We start from the raw sequence: 21701 nt of genomic DNA on the forward strand, positions 1-21701 counted from the left end.
ACAACTTATATGTCAGATACCATCAAACCAAGCGAACAGCAACAACTTTTTGGACATCCCAAGGGATTGTTCTACTTATTTTTTGCTGAACTGTGGGAGCGTTTTAGCTTTTATGGTATGCGTGCTTTATTGACCCTCTACATGGTAGAGGTTATTTTTGAGGCCTTGGCCGAACGGGATTTTGCTACGGCGGCCGTTTATGCTTCCTATGGATCCCTTGTGTATGCATCAACAGTTATTGGAGGACGTATTTCCGATCAAATTTTAGGAATGCGGAACTCTATTTTTCTTGGGGGGATATTAATGTCTATAGGCCATTTCGTTTTGGCAATTGAAAACGATATTGCTTTTTATTTAGCACTTTCCTTAATTATTGTGGGAAATGGCTTTTTTAAACCTAATATTTCAACATTTGTAGGCTCTTTATATGAAGAAGGAGATGTGCGTAAGGATTCTGGTTTTACCATATTCTATATGGGAATTAATATTGGAGGATGGGTAGCCCCACTATTATGCGGTTGGCTTGCCTATAGCTACGGTTGGCACTACGGATTTGGTTTGGCAGGAATAGGTATGTTAACCGGACTTATCTTTTTTTGGAGCGGTATTCGCAAGAACGTTTTTGGGGATAGGGGTATGCCTCCCAATAAGGAAGTAATGAAAAAGAAGGTATTAGGTGTAAAACAAGGTGTTCTTATTCCTGTTTTGGCCGTTCTTTCTGCTCCATTGATAGCCTATATCTTATCTGCTTATAAATCTTTAGGGGTTGAAGGTACTTTTTTTGGTGATCAGAATATCGTTAATGTAATTTTCAAGGGTATTGGAGTGACCATTTTGGCTTATTTGGGCTATATTATGTACCAGGCCACCTTGGAGGAACGTAAAAAGCTATTCGTAGCAGTTCTAATCACCTTTTTTATGACTATTTTTTGGGGTTTCCATGAGCTTTCTGGAAGTGTTATTACTTTGTTTGCGGCAAGAAATGTGGAATTGGATTTAATGTCAGCTGCTCAAACTAATTCTTTAAACTCAATGTTTATTATCATTTTGGCAATTCCTATTTCTTTGATGTGGACCTTCCTTAACAAAAGGAATCTGAATCCGAGGACACCCTACAAATTTGGATTGGGACTCTTGTTTGCAGGTGTCAGTTTTTATATTTTGGCGGTAAGTGGCGCTAGTGCCAATACAAATGGTCTTGTCCCTTTTGCTTATTTATTATTGATGTACTTTTTGCTTTCCGTTGGAGAGCTTTTTATGTCTCCGGTTGGTCTATCTAAAATTACAGATCTCTCCCCAAAGAGAATAGTGGCATTTATGATGGGAGTTTGGTTCCTGTCATCTGCATTCGCGTTCCAAGTGGTTGGCTTTATTGGTAAAAAATTAGCGATAGAAAGTACTGATAAAAATGTTGGTGGGTTTGAAACCCTTGCTGTTTACACAGATGGATTTCAACTGATTGCAGAGTACGCTGTAGGGGCAGGTATAATTGTACTTATAGCTTCTCCTTTAATCAAAAAATTAATGGGGAATGTACATTAGCATTAATCTTTTAAATTAAAATAAAAAGCTCCCTTTTCACCAGTATAGTGAAAGGGGATTTTTTTTTGTTGACACGTCTGCTTCCAACGTAGTACATCATTCCTGTAATTACTGCCGTCTGCGATAATGCGGTTTGGTTTTATGGAATCAATCGTTCTAAATTCAGTTTAGGAGATTGTGTTAATACTATCAAATCTGGTTGGTATCCCTCAGGAGGATAGATTCCCAAACTATCTACAATATATACTTGTTGTTCCTGTAAGACATTTCATTTTGTATTGGGTGATGGTTTATCGTTTCAATACGTTCAGCGGTCACGTAATCCTCTTTCAGGGACATCACCTTATTTTTATTTAAAGTGCTAATTGATAAATTGTTCCCTACCCGATGAAAAGAAATCGTATTTTTTGTTTGATGCATAAGGATGATTTCTTCTTTGCTCCGGCTTGAGTAATTTGCATAGATAAGATAGGATTGAAAACAAATCACAAGAGCCATAATAACAAGTAATCTTTTAAGGGTGCGTTTTGTTAGAAAGATGAAGAGGCATGCTAAAAGTGTATAGCCCAAAAACACTTGTAGGGTATCAAAGGAAATGTTTCTAAAAATAAAGCTTTCCTGAGTGCTGATCCACCCTACAATTAAGTTCAGAACCGTAATCATTTTAGTATAAAAAACGGCTATTGAAATAAGGAAGAGGTTGGTTAACGCCAGAATAATTACTATGATACCCACACCTAGTATAATTCCTAAAAAAGGTATTATAGTCAAATTTGATAGAAAGAATAGCCCTGGAAATTGATGAAAATAAAATAGGGATATGGGAAGCACACCCAATTGAGCTGCTATGCTTACGCTCATCAATTGCCAAGTTTTTTTGAGAAGTAGATTATTGGGTAACTAAAATTTCTACAATATTGGATAAACCCAAAGGATATCAAAAAAGGCTAAATAGCTCATCTGAAACCCTACTTGAAAAAGAAACATGGGATCTATCAAAAGGATGAAAAATAAAGATAATGCCAGTATATTATACGTATTCGTGGGTCTGTTTAGAAACATGGCATATGCTAAAAAGGAGACATGCTCACTGCTCTGACTATTGATGTAGTTAGAGCAAAAAGGTAACTAACAATTACTGGTATAACATCACTTATATGGTAAGTCTAATAGAATACAAATTATTGGAATAAAATATTTCAGTACCTTGTTAAGGTAACCACCAACCAATACTTCACATGATAAATTTCTTCCGTAAAATCCGCAAGAAACTTGCTGATGATAACAAGCCTTTGAAATACATGAGGTATGCGATTGGTGAGATTGTACTTGTGGTAGTTGGGATTTTGATTGCCTTGCAAGTCAATGATTGGAATACCAACAGAACCGAACGAGCTACAGAGAAGGATTATATAGATAGGCTTGCTAAGGAATTAAGTGATGAAATTGATTATTATAAAAACGTAAGAGATCAATTTATTAGTAAAGAAAAATCTCTTAATAGAATAATAATAGTTTGGCAATCTAATTCTTCAATCTTGCGTGATTCTCTACAGTATATAAATGATTTTAACTCAGCAGGTGATATTAGTTCGTGGTATAGTGAGCCTATAACATGGACTCAATTAGTTCAGTCAGGTGAACTCAAACTCATTAGAAACCAACAGCTTATAGATGCACTATTTATATATTTCAATGATGTAAAAAAAATTGCTAATAATTATCGAATGCATCCAATGGAACTTACGAATAGAGCGAGGGATTCTTGGCAATATCCTTTTATAAATGAAAACCCCGAGATTCTATTTCAATCATTATCGTCAGAATTTGAAAAAAAACCAAACAATATAGTATTTGAGCGTATATGGAATAAACGAACTGAATATTTAGATTTATTTATGCCGCTTTCTTTTTCTTGCCGAATACAACATTTTCATATCCAAAATAATATTGATTCTGGACAATTGTTATTAGAACAATTAAAATCATTTGAATGAAAATCAACCAACCAATGTGACATCTATCATGGTGTGGTACGGACAATATCACCGAGTAAAACGTAGTGAAAAATAATCATTATCATGTCATTGTTATTGAAAATCCTTCAAAACGAAGATTTTGTGGGACATGGGGCTTTTACTTTATTCCGTTTGAATAACCGGCCATTTTACAGTACTATCCGTTGAGGCAGAGAAACCAGCAAGCAAGGCATAGCTCCAAAGAATGGAGAGGATTAGTATCAATTGTAAGGTTTGCCCGTGTTTAAATCGCTTTAAGGGTGCTAAAATATATTGTAGGATCAGTAATAAGATACCGATGTGAAGTCCTGATACGGCCAAAATATGAATGGCACCTGCATTGACATAATTAGTGTAGGTGTCCTAAGAGATATCTGTGCGTTGGCCTAATAAAAGGGTTTGGATGATACTTAATTCTTTTCGACCTATTTGCGCCTTTTTTAATTTTTCAGTGATATATTCTCGAATCTTGAATGCCCAGCCATAGGGAGTGGTAAGTGATTTATTTTTTATTTCAATACGGTCGGGCTCCAATTGCATGCGATCGTAAATGCCCAACGTATTTAGATAGTTTTTGTAACTAAACTGATGTGGATTTAAAGGATTGTCTGTGGCAGAATATGATCCGTAATAGGTAATATGTTGGTCTGGTTTTAATTTTGGTCCTAAAGCATCTATTTTTGAGGATAAAAAGATCTTTCCACTACTACGTTTATGGTCTATTTTAATGACCGAGGCGATATAGTTATCAGAGAAGGTATTTGATTTTAGTACCTCTTGTATTTGCAAAAGATATAGGTGGGAACCAGAATCTGAGATGCTGGAATAATGGTCATGGTGATTTTTTGGTTGTGCCATGGTCACAGCCAAAAAACCAATACTAAGTGTTGTACTAGCTGCTAGGATTCCAAAAATGTCAGAATTGACTTTGCCTGATTTAACGAAAATGACTCCAAGCAGTAAAATCGAAATAAGGGTGCAGCAGAATGGGATACTTGGTGTTGTTTGCAAAAAGTACCCTAAAAGAATCCCGATGATCAGGAACAGAGAAAGTTTAACTGAATTTTACCTAAAGAACACGGGTGGCTTTTACAAAAGCACTGTTCCAATAGCCTTCTCTTAAGGAAGAAACAATAACACCTCTAGAGGTAGAAGAGTGAATAAATTTAATTTCATCTCCTTCTTTGGTAACTACCAATCCCACATGGTTTATTTTTCTATTGCGCCTACCGGTGCAAAAAAATAATAAGTCTCCTTTTGCCACGTCGTTCAATCTGACCTTTTTACCCTCTTCGGCCATCAGGGAAGACGATCTAGGTAAATTGTAATTATGCTCCCCAAATGAGATCAACATCAAACCTGAACAGTCTAGTCCTTCTTTAGAAGTGCCGCCATATTTATACCTAACCCCTGAATACTCCATAGCTGTATTAATGATTCTATCAGCAAAATTAAAGGAAGCTTCTGATCTGGCGTCAGCCATTTCGGTACTGTTACTTATAGAAATATCCTCCTTTGAATTAGGCACCTCAGCAACGTTTCTTGGTACAGTAACTCTTCGCTCAACATGAGCTACAGTGGTTGACTTAGAAGAACCACAACTGGCAATTAAAAATAGCAAGGCTATATAAGCTACTTTACGAATCATTATTTTGAATGTTGGTTGTTTACTTTCTATGGGTTGCTTATCAAATTTAAGCATTTTCTAAAATAAGCCTAGCAGTTTTCTCGCTAGCACCTATTCCCCCCAATTTATTTTCGAGATCCTCGTAGGAATCAAAGATCATTTTTCGCTTCTTATCATCCAATATTTTTAACAATTCCGATGTTAAATTTTCAGTAGTAAGGTCGTCCTGTATCAACTCTTTCACTACCTCTTTTTTCATAATTAAATTCACCAGAGAAATGTAATCCAAGGTAATGATCCTTTTAGCAATTTGATAGGAAATCCAATTTGCTTTGTAGCATACTACCTGAGGAACCTTAAATAATGCCGTCTCTAAAGTAGCCGTACCACTGGTAACTAGGGCGGCATGGGCAAGACCTAATAGGTCATAAGTTCTATTATTGACAAACCCAACATGTGGATCCTTAAGGAAAGGTTCATAAAATGGAATATCTAAGCTTGGTGCTCCTGCAATTACAAATTGATAATTTGGAAAGGACTTGGTGACAGACAACATTATAGAAAGCATCTTCTGAACCTCTTGTTTTCTACTTCCCGGTAATAGAGCTACTATAGGTTTAGTAGGGTCTAATTGATTGACTTTCCTAAAATTATTTTCGTCTGGTATTTTTTTCTCTCCAATGGCATCTATTAGGGGATGGCCCACAAAATTGACAGGAAAATCATGTTTTTGTTCGTAGAACTCCTTTTCGAAAGGTAAAATGACATACATGGCATCTATATCCCTTTTAATTTTCTCAATTCTTCCCTCTCTAGAGGCCCATATTTGAGGAGCTATATAGTAATTTGTTTTAATATTATTCTCCTTGGCCCATTTGGCAATCCTAAGGTTAAAACCGGAATAGTCAATAAAAATAAGCTCGTCGGGCTTAAATTTCAGGATATCCACTTTACAAAATTTTATATTTTTGAAAATGGTATTGATATTGCTTAAGACCTCTAGGAATCCCATAAAGGCCATTTCCTTATAATGTTTTACCAGGTCTCCCCCTGCGTTTTGCATTAGATCACCACCCCAGCACCGGACCTCTATGTTGGTGTCCTTTTTTTTAAGGGCCTTTATAAGATTAGAACCGTGGAGGTCTCCTGAGGCTTCACCGGCAATGATGTAATATTTCATTTGTTTGTTTTAAATTGTTCCGTTAAAACATTTTGTAATAAAGGATAATTAAAGCGGTTAATAAGGTAGCTATTAGAACCCCTCTGGCTCTTTGGTCCCTATTTAACTTTAGAAAGCCAAAAAAGGCAATAAGGTTCAAAATGGCACCTAGCGCTAACAGACTACCAATATGCTCCTGTTCTACAGCAGCCATAAAGGTTTCCGGAATACTCAATTCGGAGAATAGGACTATATAGGCCAAGGTGCCTATGATATTGGCAATAATACCAACTAAAAAGCCAATGATAATTTCTTTTTTATTCATTCAAGTTCCAATTATTAAGGTTTTGTATGGCGTGGTGTGCTGTAAGATCAAATTGTGTGGGTACTACAGATATGTAATCATTGGCCAAAGCCCATTCATCTGTGTCCTCACCTTTGTCTAACAATTCAAACTCCCCTGTAAGCCAATAGTATTCTTTGCCCATGGGGCTAATCCTCTTGTCAAATTTTTCTTTCCAATTGGCTCTTGCCTGTCTAGAAATCTTAATTCCTTTATATTCCTTTCCTTCTAATTTGGGGATGTTTACATTCAATACAACTCCCTGTGGCATGCCTTTTTCTAAAGCTTCCCTAACTATTTTTTTAATGGCATCTCCGGTTTTTTCAAAGTTAGCTTCCCATGAAAAGTCGCATAATGAAAACCCTATGGCCGGTATGCCTTCTATCCCTGCTTCAATAGCGGCGCTCATTGTCCCAGAATAAATGACATTAATAGAGGAATTAGATCCGTGATTGATACCGCTGACGCAGATATCTGGTTTTCTGTGCAGTAGTTCCTGTAAAGCTAGTTTCACACAATCTGCAGGAGTACCGCTACAACTATATTCTTCTGTTGCTCCATTTTCTTTATCTATGGTGACCCTTTTTGAGTACAACGTATTGTCTAGGGTAATTGCATGTCCCATGCCAGATTGTGGGCTATCTGGTGCCACAACAATAACATCTCCAATCTCATTCATATATCTTACCAAGGCTCTTAAACCAGGTGCGGTTATGCCATCATCGTTGGTGACAAGAATTAAAGGTTTTTTCATAAATTATAATTTATGGTGCAAAAATACGTTTTTCATTAGGAAAAGTCTTTGATGGCGTTTAACAAAAATTTAATGGATACAGAACATTGCGGCATGGTTTTTTCAGTACCTTAGAGGTTTCCATACTATGTCAGATAGCTCATATATATTGGCCTTGTGCTTATTTATTTTGCCTACTAAGATGGAATAAAATATCAAAAAAAAAGGAATCGAATATGAAAAATAAATTAGCTTTTGCATTATTGGTGATGCTTATAGCTGTAGCCTCCTGCAGTTTTACCAATAAATCTTTTGAGAACAGTGATAAGGATAAATTGTTATTGGATCTTATTACTTACGTTTTGGAAAAAGGGCATTATCAACCTAAGGATATTAACGATGATTTTTCGGTTGAAGTTTTTGAAGATTTTATCAATGTAATAGATCCGACAAAAAGATATTTTTTGGAAAAGGATATCCACGAGTTTGAAAAATATAAGTTTCAAATAGACGATCAAATCAAAAATACAGATATCAGTTTTTTTGATTTAGTACATGAAAGGTTAATAGAACGTATGCAAGAAGCCAAGGGTATCTATAAAGACGTGCTTTCAGAGCCTTTCGATTATAATTCTAATGAAGAAATAAACATCGATTATGACAAGCAACCTTTTGCGAATTCAAAGGGTGAATTGAAGGAACGATGGAGAAAGCAATTGAAATACGCTACGCTTGGCTCTTATGATTCTAAATTAACCGATCAGGAAGAAAAGAAGTCTAAAGATGCTAGTTACGAGGTAAAATCAATTAAAGAGATTGAATCTGAAGCTAGAGCTTCCACACAAAACACTTTGGATGAATTTTATGACTTTGTAGATGAATTAGAGCGCAAAGATTGGTTTGTTCAGTATATCAATACTATAGTGGATGAGTTTGATCCCCATACCTATTATTTTGCTCCTGAGGATAAAGAAAAGTTTGATGTGAGCATGTCTGGTAAATTTGAAGGGATCGGTGCCCGTTTGCAAAAACGTAAAGATGAGACTACCATTGTGGAAATTATCTCAGGAGGCCCAGTTTGGAGAGACAAGCGTTTGGAAGTAGGGGACGAAATACTAAAAGTTGGTCAAGAAGGTGAGCCACCAGTGGATATTATTGGAATGCGACTTGATGATGCCATCAAATTCATCAAAGGACCAAAAGGTACTATTGTAAACCTGACGGTTAAAAAGGTTGACGGTTCCATGGAAATAATTTCTTTGACACGTGATGTTGTGGAACTAGAGGAATCTTATGCTAAATCTGCCACGGTTAAAAAAGGTGACCAGAAATTTGGGTTGATCAACCTACCTAAGTTTTATGTCGATTTTGAAGACTATAACAATAGAAACGCTGCATCCGATGTTGCCAAAGAAGTAGAGCGTTTAAAGCAAGAAGGTGCAGAAGGATTAATATTAGATCTTAGAGACAACGGAGGAGGGTCTTTAAAGACTGTCGTGGAGATGGCCGGACTATTTATAAAAGATGGGCCAATCGTTCAAGTAAGGTCTTCAGGGCAGCGCAAAGAAGTATATGACGATAAAGATGAACGCATACAATGGGATGGACCCTTGGTTATATTAGTTAATGAGCTGTCAGCTTCAGCCTCCGAAATTTTAGCTGCAGCCATGCAAGATTATAAAAGAGCCATTGTTATTGGAAGCAAACAAACTTTTGGAAAAGGAACCGTTCAGAATGTAATTCCTTTAGACAATATTGTAAGAAGCAATGAACACGGCGATCTTGGAGCCATTAAATTGACTACCCAGAAATTTTATAGAATTAATGGAGGATCTACCCAATTGGAAGGCGTTAAGAGTGATGTGGTTGTTCCAGACAGATATAGCTATATTGATTTAGGGGAAAGAGATCAGCAAAATCCTTTGCCTTGGGACAAGATTTCAGCAGCAGACTATAAACCTTGGGAAGGCTATATAGATTACGAGCAGACTATATCGAACAGTGCCTCCAGAATGGCCCTTAATTCCCAAATAAAATTAATTGAGGAAAACGCTAAGTGGTTGAAACAACAACAAGATGAAAATGTAATTTCTCTTAATTATGGCATGTACAAAAGTGAAGAGGAAAAGATGAAGAAGAAATCGCAATACTTTAAGACGATTAATGAATATGACACCCATTTGTCATTTGAATCTCTTAAATACGAAAAGGAATTGTTTACCCAGGATGAGGTGTTAAAGGAAAAAAGAGATCGTTGGCACCAAGATTTGTCCAAGGATGTTTATGTAGAGGAGGCTATAAATGTTTTACAAGATTTAAAGTCTAACAGTATTAAAGACACTAAATTGGCGAGTGTCAAAGGATAATTTTATTTTATTCTAATAATAGAAAGGCTCGGTTTATTCCGGGCTTTTTATTTTTGTAGTAAGGAAATGGTGTATTCGATTAGAAGTGCCTTATGAAAAAACGAAATATTTATTCCCTTTTACTCATTGTCTTGGTGATAGCTTTCTGGCTTTTTGAAAATTTTTACGTGACTGAAACCTTTGAAGAAAAGAATCATGTAAAAAAATTGAATCCAAAGATGGAGCTCCTATTTCCTTCTTCCACAACTAATGTGATTGTAGAACATACTTATTATTCATTATCTTATAGCGAGCAATATGAACAGGCGGAGTGGGTGGCCTATGAGATGAATAAAACTTACCTTACCTATGATAACAGAAAACGACCTCATTTTATTGAGGATTCCATGGTAAGTACCAGATCTGCAGATTCGAAGAATTATAGGGGATCGGGTTTTGATAGGGGACACCTATGTCCGGCTGGAGATATGCGATTTTCTGAATCTGCATACAACCAAACCTTTTATACCAGTAATATTAGTCCCCAAGAGAAGGAGTTTAATGCTGGCGTTTGGAATAGGTTGGAGCAAAAGGTAAGGTATTGGACTAAAACTTATAATACGGTGTATGTGATAACTGGAGGGATATTGCAAAGTGGGCTTAAAGCAATTGGAAGCGAAGACGTAGCAGTTCCTAGGTATTTCTATAAAGTTATTGCTAAAGGAGACGTTGAAAACTTAGAGGTTTTAGCATTTCTATTGCCCCATGAGGATAGTAGTTTCCCTTTGAAAAATTTTTTGGTCCCCGTGGATAGTTTGGAAAGGTTAACAGGAATTGATTTTTTTGAAAAACTCCCAGATAATCGGGAAGATCGTTTTGAGAAAGACGTTATACTAAAAGGATGGAAATTTTAATTCCACTCGTTCAACCTATTCGAATCTAGCTTTAAAAAGATAAATAATAGTGTTGTAAAAAATAATAGACCAGATCCTCCGTAGCTAAAGAATGGCAAGGGAATGCCTATTGTTGGTAGAACACCTATGACCATACCTATATTGATGAAATAGTGTATTAGTAGGATAGAGATTATTCCATAGCCATACATACGGTTAAATCCACTTTTTTGTCGTTCAGAGAGATATACCAATCGCAGAAAAAGTCCTGTAAATAAAATAATGACCACGGAGGTTCCTAAAAATCCCCATTCCTCACCCACAGTGCTAAAAATATAATCGGTATGTTGTTCGGGTACAAAGTCACCTTTGGTTCTGGTGCCTTCCATAAAGCCCTTACCAAAGAAACCTCCAGATTCAATAGCTTTTTCTGATTGATAGGTATTATATCCAATTGTTTTGTTGATCTCCTCTAATTTAATAGGGTCTTTTTCCAATCTCAGCCAAAGACTAAAACGATCCCTATGCCTTTGTTCGAAAACACTATTAAAAACGAAGTTTACCGAAAGGGATAATACAATAGCAATGACAAAAAAGATTAGGATGGGCATTGCGGGAACCCTGAAAGATTTCTTTTTCAACAAAAAGAATAATGCAATTACTATACCCAGCACTATACCTACCCATATAGTGCCGAACATCAGGGTGGTTATAAAGACTAGGATGACCAAAAATAGAATGCTCAAATAATAAAGAGGTAGACCTTCTCGAAATAGCACAAAAATTAAGGCAAAGAATACCAGAGCACTTCCGGGATCTGGTTGTGGGATAACAAGTATAGCCGGTATCAAAATGATTAAAAAGGCGTAAAATTGATCTTTACCTCGTTTTATATCGGTCTGAATGTCACTCAAATATTTAGCTAGAGCTAAGGCTGCACCCACTTTTGCCAACTCAGAAGGCTGTAGGTTGAAAAAACCAAGATCGTACCAAGAAGTTGCTCCAGCTATGGTTTTACCAAAAACAAAGAGACCAACTAATAAGATGAGGGAAATAATATAAATAACACTGGAAAAGCGTTCGTAAAAGTCTGCCTCAATCCCGAGTATAATAATAATAGAAAAGATACTTATAAAAATAAAAAAGAGCTGTTTGCCATAAAGGGTGCTAAAATCTAACAGGGCCTTGTTTTCTTCTGAATAGGTGCTAGAGTAGATGTTGATCCATCCGATGCCTATCAGTAAGAAATAGATTAAAACGGTTAACCAATCTATACGTTTTAGGATGCTTTTACCAGACACGCTCGTTTATTATAAAAGGTTGGCCGCTATGAGGTTTGGCATATTCTGCTTCCAGTGTTTTCTCTAACATTCTTTTTTCTAGATCTGTTCTTGTGATTTCTCCTTTGAGGTATTTTTCTATTAACAAGGAAGCAATATGTCCTGCATATCTAGAGCCAAAATAACCATGTTCTATATATACAGCTATTGCGATTTTGGGATTTTCTACTGGCGCAAAGGCTATAAAGACAGAATGATCCGTTAGTTGTGTTTTTACACCGTCAATTCTTGTAAAATTCTCAACGGTTCCAGTTTTTCCCGCAATTTCAATTCCAGGTATTTGTAACCTGCTAGCCGTTCCCTGTTTGTACACTAGGGCCATTCCATTCACAACAGGATCAAAGTGTTTCCTATCTATGGTAGTTTGTTTTGCTTGGGTAAACTCCGGGATGCTAATATCCTTGTCCTCAATTTTCTTAAGTACGTGAGGTGTGTAGTAAAAGCCTCTATTGGCAATGGCTGCTGTCATATTGGCCAATTGAATAGGAGTAGCCGAAACTTCACCCTGTCCTATAGAATTGGAAATAATATAGGAAGAAGACCAACGATTATCGCCATACCACTTATCGTAATATTCTTTACTAGGAATTCTTCCTCTTTTACCGGTTGGAAGATCATACCCAAGAAAATCTCCAAGGCCAAAGCTCTTCATATGTTTTTCCCATACATCCATACCTTCGTCCGTCGTTGGGAATTGTTCGTAAATTTTCCTAAAAGTACCAGCAAAATAGGCGTTACAGGAATTATAAATTCCTGAAGTCATATCTCTCATGCCACCTCCACAGTGGCACCCTCTTTTTGTGCTACCTACATAAAACCCATGGTAACACATTATTTTAGTGTCTGGTGTAATAGCACCTTCCTGCAGGGCAACAAGGGCGTTTAATATTTTAAAGGGCGAACCTGGAGAGGTTTCAGCCAGAAGGCTTCTATCGTAGGTGGGCTTGGAGATAGAATCATAATATAGTTCCGTATAATTTTTAGATCGCTCTCTACCTACTAATAAGGCAGGGTCATATGTAGGACCTGATATGAGCGCTAAAATTTCTCCTGTACTGGGTTCAATAGCAACTATACCACCGTGCTTTCCATGCATTAAAAGCTCTCCGTATTCCTGAAGTTTCTTATCTATGGTTACGTGAATTTCTTTTCCCTGCTCGGGTAAGGTATCCAATATTCCATTTTTATACGGTCCAATATCTCTATTAAAACGGTCTTTTTGAATGTATTTCACCCCTTTTTTACCTCTTAGAATATCTTCATATTCTTTTTCTATCCCAGTTTTTCCTAACAACTCTCCTTGTTTGTAATAGGGGTTGTTAGCAAGGTCTCTTTCATTTACCTCACTGATATATCCCAACACGTTAGCTCCGCTAGCGGTGTCATAGTAGCGCAATGATCTTTTCTGAATATAGAAACCGTCATATTTCCTCATTTTTTCTTGAAGACGCGCATAGTCTTCCTTAGATAATTGATGCACTAGAACAGAGGGAAGTCTTGGGGAATATATTTTGGCTTTGTTTAAATTTTTTATGAATTGCTCTTTTTCAAGCCCTAAAAGGTTACAGAATTCCAAAGTGTCCAAGGGTTTTACATCTTTGGGAATGACCATAACGTCATAGGCAGGTTGATTGGCTACCAATAGCTCTCCATTTCTATCATAGATGTAACCCCTTTCTGGATAATCATATATGGCCTTAACCGCCACATCTTCAGATACTTTTTCTTTAGTGTTATTAAATACCTGGAGATAGGAAAGTCTACCAATAAAGGTAAATCCTATAAGAATAATGATGGCGGAAAGAAGAAATTTATTCATTCTTTTTGGTGCTAAATAGTGAACTAATCAATAAACAAACCAACAGTGTTACGGAGCTGGTTGATCCTACTTTTTTCAAAATTATCAGTAAATTGGAGAAACTGAAAATTTCTAGTGAAAAGAATACAATATGATGTATTAGTATTAATAACGCAATAAATGTAATTTGTTGTGCCTTAGTGCTATTAGAAAGTTTAAAACTTTGAAATTCATAATTCACGCCAAAGCAAAATCGCATAATACTTGGTCTTAAAAAGGCAATGGTTATAACGGAGGCCGTGTGTATCGCCATAGTGTCCGAAAAAAGATCTATGGTAAGCCCTAAAAAGAAACTTAACAAAAGAAAAAGAGTCCTGTTTTCTTTTATGGGATACCAGAATATAAAAAGAATATAAACCATTGGGTTTATATATCCAAAGAAATTTAGGTTATTAAAGACGAGTACCTGAAAAAATACAAGTAGAAGAAAGCGAACGATATTTATAAAGTAGTATTTACTGGTCATTTTCTAAATTAGATTCCAATTGTAATATCTCAGGTTTATCTATGTTGTTGATGATGTACACGTTTTTAATATTGGTCATATCATTAAAAAGATCAACATCAATGCTGTAATAGCTTTTAGAGGTTGTTAAGTCGAAAGATTTAATGGTCCCTATGGGAATGTTTTCTGGGAATATGCTAGAGCTTGCGCCCGTTACTATAGTATCACCAATCTTTAAGGGTACTAACCTAGGAATATCAACTAGTTGCACAACGTTAAACTTTTTTGCATTCCAAATCAAGGAACCAAAACGATCAGTATTCTTAATTTTGGCGTTGATGTTAGATTTGGTATTCAAGATACTTTGTACAATTGCAAAATGTTTGGACGTGTTTTCTATGATCCCCAAAATACCCGTAGAGGTAATTACCCCCATATCCTGTTTTAATCCGTCTACTTTTCCTTTGTTGATGGTGATATAATTTCTAGGATTCGAAAAGCTGTTTTTGACAACTCTGGCAGAGGTTAAGATATAGGTGTTATTGGTGGTATCCAATTCTATTGCTTCAGGAACTTTAAGATTAAAAAGTATACTGTGTAGTCGTTTGTTTTCCTCCAAAAGTTTTTGATTTTCTGTTCCAAGGCCAAAATAGGAGGTAAAGTTGTTGGTGGTCTGGTATATGCCTCCAGTAAAACTATTGGCAGAATTTAAAAATCGCGACTTGTGAAAGGAATGTGATTGAACGGTAAGTGTAAAGGCAAATGTTAATAACAAGACATAAAGCAATAAGATTTTATATCGTATTATAAATCGAATAATCTGTTGCATTCACTTTATCTATTTTGATGGGTTACAAATATGACCATCCACATAGGGTTCTTCCTAATGAAAAAATGACTTCCGTACGCTTTTTGTCTTACTTATTTGATCAGGATACTTTTATATCGTTCCAAATTTTTCAACGCAATCCCAGTCCCTCGTACTACCGCCCTTAATGGATCTTCAGCTATGTAAACCGGTAAATCTGTTTTTTGTGATAGCCTTTTGTCCAATCCTCTTAACATAGAGCCTCCACCGGCCATGTATATTCCAGTATTATAGATATCCGCCGCCAATTCTGGTGGTGTTTGTGAGAGGGTCTCCATAACAGCGTCTTCTACTCTTAAAATGGACTTGTCCAATGCTTTCGCTATTTCTCTATACGAGACTTGTACTTGTTTTGGTTTTCCAGTCAATAAATCCCTTCCTTGAACCGACATATCTTCTGGAGGAGTTTGAAGATCTTCAGTAGCAGAACCAATGGTTATTTTTATGTTTTCTGCTGTGCTTTCCCCTACATATAGGTTATGTTGGGTGCGCATGTAATAGATGATATCATTGGTGAATACATCACCCGCAATTTTCACGGACTTGTCACAAACGATACCGCCAAGTGCAATAACCGCAATTTCTGTAGTACCACCTCCTATATCTACAATCATGTTGCCTTTAGGCTGCATGATGTCTAATCCAATCCCAATAGCTGCCGCCATAGGCTCGTGTATCAAATAAACTTCTTTACCGTTCACCCGTTCCGCCGATTCCTTAACAGCACGCATCTCCACTTCCGTGATTCCAGAAGGAATACAAATAACCATGCGCAAAGCTGGTGGAAACCATTTTTTCTTTAAGGCGGGTATATTTTTGATGAACATATTGATCATCTTTTCTGAAGCGTCAAAATCGGCAATTACGCCATCTTTTAAAGGTCGTATGGTTTTGATGTTCTCGTGAGTCTTTCCTTGCATCATGTTGGCCTCTTTCCCAACTGCAATTATTTTACCCGTTATCCTATCTCTAGCAACTATAGATGGACTATCAACAACTACTTTGTCGTTATGAATAATAAGGGTGTTCGCCGTTCCTAAATCTATGGCAATCTCCTCAGTCAAGAAATCAAAAAATCCCATTTATACAAATTTGGTTTCGGATTAAAAGTAAGTTTTATCGGTGAAAGTAACAAAATTAATGTTTAAAATGTCGAGTACCTGTCATTACCATGGCGATTCCATTTTCATTGCAATAATCTATACTCAATTGGTCCTTGATAGAACCTCCTGGTTGAATCACACTTTTAACACCGCTATTGCCTGCAATCTCAACACAGTCTGGGAATGGGAAGAAGGCATCACTCGCCATAACCGAACCCTCAAGGTTAAAATTAAAAGACTGGGCTTTGTGGATTGCTTGGTTTAAAGCGTCGACTCTAGACGTTTGTCCAGTGCCACTAGCTAACAATTGTTTGTCTTTTGCTAAAACAATCGTGTTAGATTTGGTATGCTTGCATATTTTTGAAGCAAAAATCAAATCTTCAAGTTCACCTTTAGATGGTTTGTTTTCTGTAGCGTAAGTCAAATCTTCAATAGCATCTGTTTTATTGTCCCTACCTTGAACTAAAACACCATTCAAGCAGGTTCTTAGCATACTTTCGGGCAGTTCAACATCGTTTTGAATTAAAATGATCCTATTCTTTTTTCCTTTCAATATTTCAAGGGCATCAGCTGCATATGACGGCGCAATGACCACTTCGCAGAACAATTGGTGTATTTCCTCTGCTGTAGCTTTATCTATTTCCTTGTTGCTAATCAATACTCCGCCAAAGGCTGAAACAGGATCTCCGGCAAGGGCATCCATATAAGCTTGGTGAAGTGTATCTCTCATGGCAAGTCCACAGGCATTGTTGTGCTTTAATATAGCAAATGTTGGGGCGTCATTTTTGAACTCGTTCATTAAGTTCACTGCAGCATCTACATCTAAAAGGTTATTATAAGAAAGTTCTTTTCCATGTACCTTATGAAACATAGCATCAAAATCTCCAAAAAAGAAGCCTTTCTGATGTGGGTTTTCGCCATAACGTAGGACTTGTCCATTAGCCTCGCTAATTTTTAATACTGCTTCCTCGTGGTTCTTATTGAAGTAGTTAAAGATAGCAGTGTCATAGTGAGAGGAAACATTGAAGGATTTGGCTGCAAACCTCTTTCGGTCCTCTAGGGTAGTACTACCTTTGCCCTCTGTGATCAAATCCAGTACTTCACTATAATCGTCCATAGAGGACACACAAAGTACATCCTTGAAGTTTTTTGCGGCTGCCCTGATCAAAGAAATACCACCTATATCAATTTTTTCAATGATATCTTGTTCTGAAGCTCCACTGGCCACCGTTTTCTCAAAAGGATAAAGATCAACAATGACTATATCCAATTGTGGAATATCAAATTCCTTCAATTGTTCTTGATCACCTTGATGATCCTGTCTATTTAAGATGCCTCCGAAAACTTTTGGGTGCAGGGTCTTTACTCTACCTCCTAAAATAGAAGGGTAGCTAGTTACATCCTCAACGGGTACTACTTTTATTCCCAATTCTTTAATGAACTTTTCTGTCCCTCCAGTTGAGTAAATAGTGATCCCTAGTTCATTGAATTTTTGTACAATAGGCGCTAGTCCGTCTTTGTGAAATACTGAAATCAGGGCCGATGTAGCTTTTTTTGTGGTACTCATTATTTGTGTGCTTATCTATTGAAATGAATAAGGACACAAAAGTAGTTCTTTACCTTTAAAAAAGGGGGTAGGTTATCAACAAAACAACCAAAGTTTTAAAGAATTTTGGCCACTTCTTCATTTACGAATTCCAAAAAGCGTTCATCCTCTGATGTAAATGGATCTGGCGTATTAGAATCAATGTCAATTTGCCCAATATTTTCCCCATTCACAAACAAGGGAACTACTATTTCAGCCTTAACGGTAATACTACACGCAATGTAGTTGTCCTGTGCCATAACATCCGGCACCACAAAATTCTGATTGGAGACTGCCACTTGTCCACAAATACCTTTTCCGAAAGGTATTATGGTATGGTCCGTAGGTGCACCAGCATAGGGTCCCAGTTTTAATTCGTTCTTGTCTCCATTTTTAAAATAAAAACCAACCCAATCGTAATGGGCAACGTTTTCTTTTAAAAGCTCGCAAATCTCTAGAAGTCTGGCATTAACATCTTTAGTTTTATTGTCAATTATTGATGTAACTCGTGGTTTTAAAGTAGCTAACATTAGGGTGTTTTTTGCAAAAATATTCAATTCCAAGTTCTACGCCGCTTTTTTCGTTGAAAATTACATGGTGTCATCATTTAAATTTTAGTTAATAATTTTAGGGGTTTTAAGAACGGATAGTTTATTTCGTATTTTTAATCCATGAAATTAATATTTCAAAAGGTATTTTCCATTATCATGGTTTTGTTTCTTATAGCCTCCACGGTCTCATGGACTATAGGATTACATTTCTGTGGAAAATCTTTAGTGGATATTGCTTTTTTTGACCATGCCAAAATATGTGGCATGGATCAGTCTTCAAATGGAAATTCTGAAACTACAGAATGGAACAACATGTCTTGTTGTGCCAGCGAATTAGCGGTGATTGTGGGTCAGGATGATGTAACAACATTCCACTTTGATAGTTCCATAGTACAGCAATTCTCTTCTATTGCATCAAATGCATCCTACGCCTTATTTATTGTTGCTGATGAGCTGGTAACATCTTACAATACATATTCACCTCCTACACTGGTCAGGGATTTGCAGCTTTTTGATCGTGTCTTTTTAATTTGATTTTTTTTAGATTATACGTTATTCTTCCCAATCAATGTTGGTAAGTAAAACGGAATTGAAAACGCCAATGGCTTCAATTTCCTGTTCCAATTATTTAAAAAAATTAAATGAAATACTATTTATATATCTTATTGTTCTTTCCTGTTATATCTCTTTCCCAAGAAAAAGTGGAAGGAATGGTAATGGAAGCTAATGAGGATAAAAAGCACAGAGGTCTATCCGGTGCCAATGTCTATTGGTTGAACTCCCAGATTGGTACCATGACAAATGAAGAGGGGTTGTTTTCCATTCCCTATTCCAAAGAGTATAATAAATTGATTATAAGTTATGTAGGTTTTAAGACCGATACGCTTAGCATCAATGGTCCAAAAATACTGCATCACGCTTTGCAACCTTCAAATATGTTGAATGAGGTAGTTGTGGAGCAGAAAAGGAATGCCCTGCAAAAAACCTTTTTTAGTGCACAAAACGTGGTTACCGTAAACAGTGCAGAACTTCTTAAAGCGGCATGTTGTAACCTTTCTGAAAGCTTTGAGACCAACCCATCTATCGATGTGAATTTTACAGATGCCCTTACAGGTACCAAACAGATTCAAATGCTGGGCCTTACTAGTCCATACCTATTAATAACGCAAGAGAATATTCCTATGGTACGTGGGGCATCCCAAGCTTACGGATTAACTTTTACACCTGGAACTTGGGTAGAGAGTATTCAGATTACCAAGGGAGCGGGAAGCGTGGTTAATGGCTATGAGAGTATATCTGGGCAGATTAATACGGAAATGGTAAAACCGCTGACCGATAGTGAGCTGTTTGTAAACGGATATGCCGCTTTAAATGGTAGATATGAGATCAATACCCATGTCAACAGAAAGCTTACCGATACATGGAGTACAGGACTCTATGTGCATGGCAATCTTAGAAATGCTAACGTAGATGATAATGGGGATGGATTTTTGGATGTGCCTTTAGCTAATCAGATCAACGTGATGAACCGCTGGCAGTACCAAAATCCGGAAACTGGATTTATCAGCTTTATAAATGTGCGTTTTTTAAATGATCAAAAGCAGGTAGGGCAAACCGACTTTAATCCAGATACGGATAAATTCACGGCTAATGCATGGGGTGGAGAAATAGATACACGTCGCTTTGATACTTCTGTAAAGTTGGGGTATGTATTTCCGGAACTGCCCTTTCAAAGTTTGGGCTTCCAGGCATCGTATAGCATGCATAAACAAGAATCCTATTACGGGTTCAATCAATATGATATAGATCACCACAGTCTCTATTCTAACGCCATTTTCAATTCTATTTTAGGGAATACCCAACACAAGTTTAAAACAGGATTGACCTTCGCCTTGGATACCTATAATGAAATTGTGATCTCCCAAGATTATAGCCGTACCGACAATTCGTTGGGTGCTTTTTTTGAGTACAGTTATGATAATTTAGAAAAACTGAGTTTGGTTGCCGGACTTCGTGTGGATACACATAATAGGTTGGGTACCTTTGTCACCCCTAGACTTCATGCACGATATACACCATGGGAAAATTCTAGCCTAAGGGGATCCTTTGGAAAGGGGAGAAGAGCAGCTAATATTTTTGCGGAAAACCAGCAACTATTTGGATCTTCTAGGCAGATTAATATAGGTAATGTAGGGGGTAACATCTACGGATTGGATCCCGAAGTGGCATGGAATTACGGCGTAAGCTTTTTACAGGGATTTAACCTCCTTAATAGGAAAGGGAATGTTACGGTAGATTATTATCGCACCGATTTTGAAAACCAAATTGTAGTAGATTGGGAGAATCCTCAAGAAATAGCATTCTATAATTTAGAGGGGAACAGTTATGCGAACAGCTTTCAAGTAGAACTGGATTATGAGGTGGTGAAGAATGTGGAGGTCCGTGCAGCTTATAAGAATTATGACGTGAAGACTGATTATAATTCTGGTACTTTACAAAAACCCTTACAGGCTAAAAACAGGTTTTTTGCCAACGTGGGTTATGTTACCTTGCCTAAAGACAATGGGGAACAGTGGCGTTTTGATTATACGTTACATGCCGTAGGGGAACAACGCTTGCCCAACACATCCACGAACCCTTCTGAATATCAATTGGGGGCAACTGCAGCTCCCTATAACTTGATGAACGCTCAGGTCACCAAAGTATTTTCCAAACACGTTGAAATGTATATTGGTGGGGAGAATTTGACTAATTTTATGCAGGATAAGGCGATATTGGGTGCAGATGATCCTTTTGGCCCTTATTTTGATACGAGTATTGTATATGCGCCTATCATGGGCAGTATGTACTATGCCGGATTTAGATATAAATTATAATTTTCTTTTTGGTTTCTTACAAATGGGAATCTGAATATGAACTTAAAACAAAAAATATGAAAAAAGGAATCTTAGTAATAGCAATGTTATGTTTTGCCTTGGCGACTTACGCCCAGGATAAAAATAAGAAAATGACTATGGAGGTTGATGGTAAATGTGAGATGTGCAAAATGCGTATTGAAAAAGCTGCCTTGAGGGTGCCAGGGGTAAAATATGCCCTTTGGGATATCCCGTCGCACCAGCTGTCCTTGATAATGGACGAGCGCAAGACCAACTCCATGGAAATAAAGACAGCCTTAGTGGCAGTGGGCCACGACACCAAAGAACTTAAGGCTACAAAGGAAGCCTATGAGCAAGTTCATCCTTGCTGCCGTTACCGAGAAGACAATACGGACGATAGCAAAAAACATTAAAC

At 37.0% G+C, this 21701-nt stretch carries 19 protein-coding genes and 2 pseudogenes; 7 read left to right on the top strand and 14 right to left on the bottom strand.

The window, feature by feature from the left end:
* Window positions 1–9 precede the first annotated feature (9 nt).
* Window positions 10–1542: a peptide MFS transporter gene (locus ABXZ36_RS11960; RefSeq protein ID WP_354615904.1), complete on the top strand. Its 1533-nt coding sequence runs from the start codon at window positions 10–12 to the stop codon at window positions 1540–1542.
* Between the two features lie 2 nt (window positions 1543–1544).
* Here the strand turns inward: ABXZ36_RS11960 and ABXZ36_RS15825 are convergent, their stop codons facing one another.
* Together ABXZ36_RS15825 and ABXZ36_RS11965 are read right to left on the bottom strand one after the other, a co-directional pair.
* Complete coding sequence (locus tag ABXZ36_RS15825) at window positions 1545–1694, bottom strand: hypothetical protein (protein ID WP_494338224.1); 150 nt, start codon at window positions 1692–1694, stop codon at window positions 1545–1547.
* 82 nt (window positions 1695–1776) lie between these two features.
* A pseudogene (locus ABXZ36_RS11965) lies at window positions 1777–2649 on the bottom strand (ComEC/Rec2 family competence protein).
* Between the two features lie 131 nt (window positions 2650–2780).
* On the opposite strand from ABXZ36_RS11965, the gene ABXZ36_RS11970 reads away from it, so the two are divergent.
* The gene (locus ABXZ36_RS11970) at window positions 2781–3539 is read left to right on the top strand and encodes a hypothetical protein (RefSeq protein WP_354615905.1); all 759 of its coding nucleotides are present in this window, start codon (window positions 2781–2783) and stop codon (window positions 3537–3539) included.
* Between the two features lie 144 nt (window positions 3540–3683).
* Here the strand turns inward: ABXZ36_RS11970 and ABXZ36_RS11975 are convergent.
* From ABXZ36_RS11975 to surE, 6 genes and pseudogenes are all read right to left on the bottom strand, one after another.
* Window positions 3684–3908 (bottom strand): annotated as a pseudogene (locus tag ABXZ36_RS11975) (ComEC/Rec2 family competence protein); the annotation flags it as partial.
* A 15-nt stretch (window positions 3909–3923) separates the two neighbouring features.
* The gene (locus tag ABXZ36_RS11980; protein WP_354615906.1) at window positions 3924–4571 is read right to left on the bottom strand and encodes a ComEC/Rec2 family competence protein; all 648 of its coding nucleotides are present in this window, start codon (window positions 4569–4571) and stop codon (window positions 3924–3926) included.
* Between the two features lie 58 nt (window positions 4572–4629).
* The gene (locus ABXZ36_RS11985; protein ID WP_354615907.1) at window positions 4630–5208 is read right to left on the bottom strand and encodes a C40 family peptidase; all 579 of its coding nucleotides are present in this window, start codon (window positions 5206–5208) and stop codon (window positions 4630–4632) included.
* A gap of 46 nt (window positions 5209–5254) precedes the next feature.
* Entirely contained in the window at window positions 5255–6367 is a 1113-nt protein-coding gene (lpxB, locus tag ABXZ36_RS11990) for a lipid-A-disaccharide synthase (protein ID WP_354615908.1), read from the bottom strand.
* A gap of 22 nt (window positions 6368–6389) precedes the next feature.
* The gene (locus ABXZ36_RS11995; protein ID WP_354615909.1) at window positions 6390–6671 is read right to left on the bottom strand and encodes a hypothetical protein; all 282 of its coding nucleotides are present in this window, start codon (window positions 6669–6671) and stop codon (window positions 6390–6392) included.
* Complete coding sequence (gene surE, locus ABXZ36_RS12000) at window positions 6664–7443, bottom strand: 5'/3'-nucleotidase SurE (protein ID WP_354615910.1); 780 nt, start codon at window positions 7441–7443, stop codon at window positions 6664–6666. Before surE ends, ABXZ36_RS11995 begins: the two co-directional genes overlap by 8 nt.
* 215 nt (window positions 7444–7658) lie before the next feature.
* On the opposite strand from surE, the gene ABXZ36_RS12005 reads away from it, so the two are divergent.
* Window positions 7659–9788: a carboxy terminal-processing peptidase gene (locus ABXZ36_RS12005; RefSeq protein WP_354615911.1), complete on the top strand. Its 2130-nt coding sequence runs from the start codon at window positions 7659–7661 to the stop codon at window positions 9786–9788.
* A gap of 92 nt (window positions 9789–9880) precedes the next feature.
* Window positions 9881–10681: a DNA/RNA non-specific endonuclease gene (locus ABXZ36_RS12010; RefSeq protein ID WP_354615912.1), complete on the top strand. Its 801-nt coding sequence runs from the start codon at window positions 9881–9883 to the stop codon at window positions 10679–10681.
* Here ABXZ36_RS12010 and rodA read toward each other — a convergent pair.
* The 6 genes from rodA to ABXZ36_RS12040 form a co-directional block, all read right to left on the bottom strand.
* Window positions 10678–11961: a rod shape-determining protein RodA gene (rodA, locus tag ABXZ36_RS12015; protein WP_354615913.1), complete on the bottom strand. Its 1284-nt coding sequence runs from the start codon at window positions 11959–11961 to the stop codon at window positions 10678–10680. The genes ABXZ36_RS12010 and rodA overlap by 4 nt on opposite strands.
* Entirely contained in the window at window positions 11951–13819 is a 1869-nt protein-coding gene (gene mrdA, locus ABXZ36_RS12020) for a penicillin-binding protein 2 (RefSeq protein WP_354615914.1), read from the bottom strand. Before mrdA ends, rodA begins: the two co-directional genes overlap by 11 nt.
* A 494-nt stretch (window positions 13820–14313) precedes the next feature.
* On the bottom strand, window positions 14314–15132 hold the full coding sequence (gene mreC / locus ABXZ36_RS12025) for a rod shape-determining protein MreC (protein WP_354615915.1): 819 nt from the start codon (window positions 15130–15132) through the stop codon (window positions 14314–14316).
* A 92-nt stretch (window positions 15133–15224) separates the two neighbouring features.
* Entirely contained in the window at window positions 15225–16253 is a 1029-nt protein-coding gene (locus ABXZ36_RS12030) for a rod shape-determining protein (protein ID WP_354615916.1), read from the bottom strand.
* A 55-nt stretch (window positions 16254–16308) separates the two neighbouring features.
* Window positions 16309–17841 (bottom strand): bifunctional phosphoribosylaminoimidazolecarboxamide formyltransferase/IMP cyclohydrolase, encoded by a 1533-nt coding sequence (gene purH, locus ABXZ36_RS12035; protein WP_354615917.1) that lies wholly within the window; start codon window positions 17839–17841, stop codon window positions 16309–16311.
* A gap of 95 nt (window positions 17842–17936) precedes the next feature.
* Window positions 17937–18389, bottom strand: coding sequence for a GAF domain-containing protein (locus ABXZ36_RS12040; protein ID WP_354615918.1), 453 nt, complete (start codon window positions 18387–18389; stop codon window positions 17937–17939).
* Between the two features lie 141 nt (window positions 18390–18530).
* On the opposite strand from ABXZ36_RS12040, the gene ABXZ36_RS12045 reads away from it, so the two are divergent.
* The 3 genes from ABXZ36_RS12045 (at window position 18531) to ABXZ36_RS12055 (ending at window position 21699) form a co-directional block, all read left to right on the top strand.
* Window positions 18531–18944, top strand: coding sequence for an HYC_CC_PP family protein (locus ABXZ36_RS12045; RefSeq protein WP_354615919.1), 414 nt, complete (start codon window positions 18531–18533; stop codon window positions 18942–18944).
* A 107-nt stretch (window positions 18945–19051) separates the two neighbouring features.
* A complete protein-coding gene (locus ABXZ36_RS12050; RefSeq protein WP_354615920.1) occupies window positions 19052–21286 on the top strand; it encodes a TonB-dependent receptor in 2235 nt (744 codons plus the stop codon).
* A 56-nt stretch (window positions 21287–21342) separates the two neighbouring features.
* Window positions 21343–21699: a heavy-metal-associated domain-containing protein gene (locus ABXZ36_RS12055; RefSeq protein ID WP_354615921.1), complete on the top strand. Its 357-nt coding sequence runs from the start codon at window positions 21343–21345 to the stop codon at window positions 21697–21699.
* Window positions 21700–21701 lie beyond the last annotated feature (2 nt).

The sequence above is a fragment of the Sediminicola arcticus genome (genome assembly GCF_040566695.1).
GTDB lineage: Bacteria > Bacteroidota > Bacteroidia > Flavobacteriales > Flavobacteriaceae > Sediminicola > Sediminicola arcticus.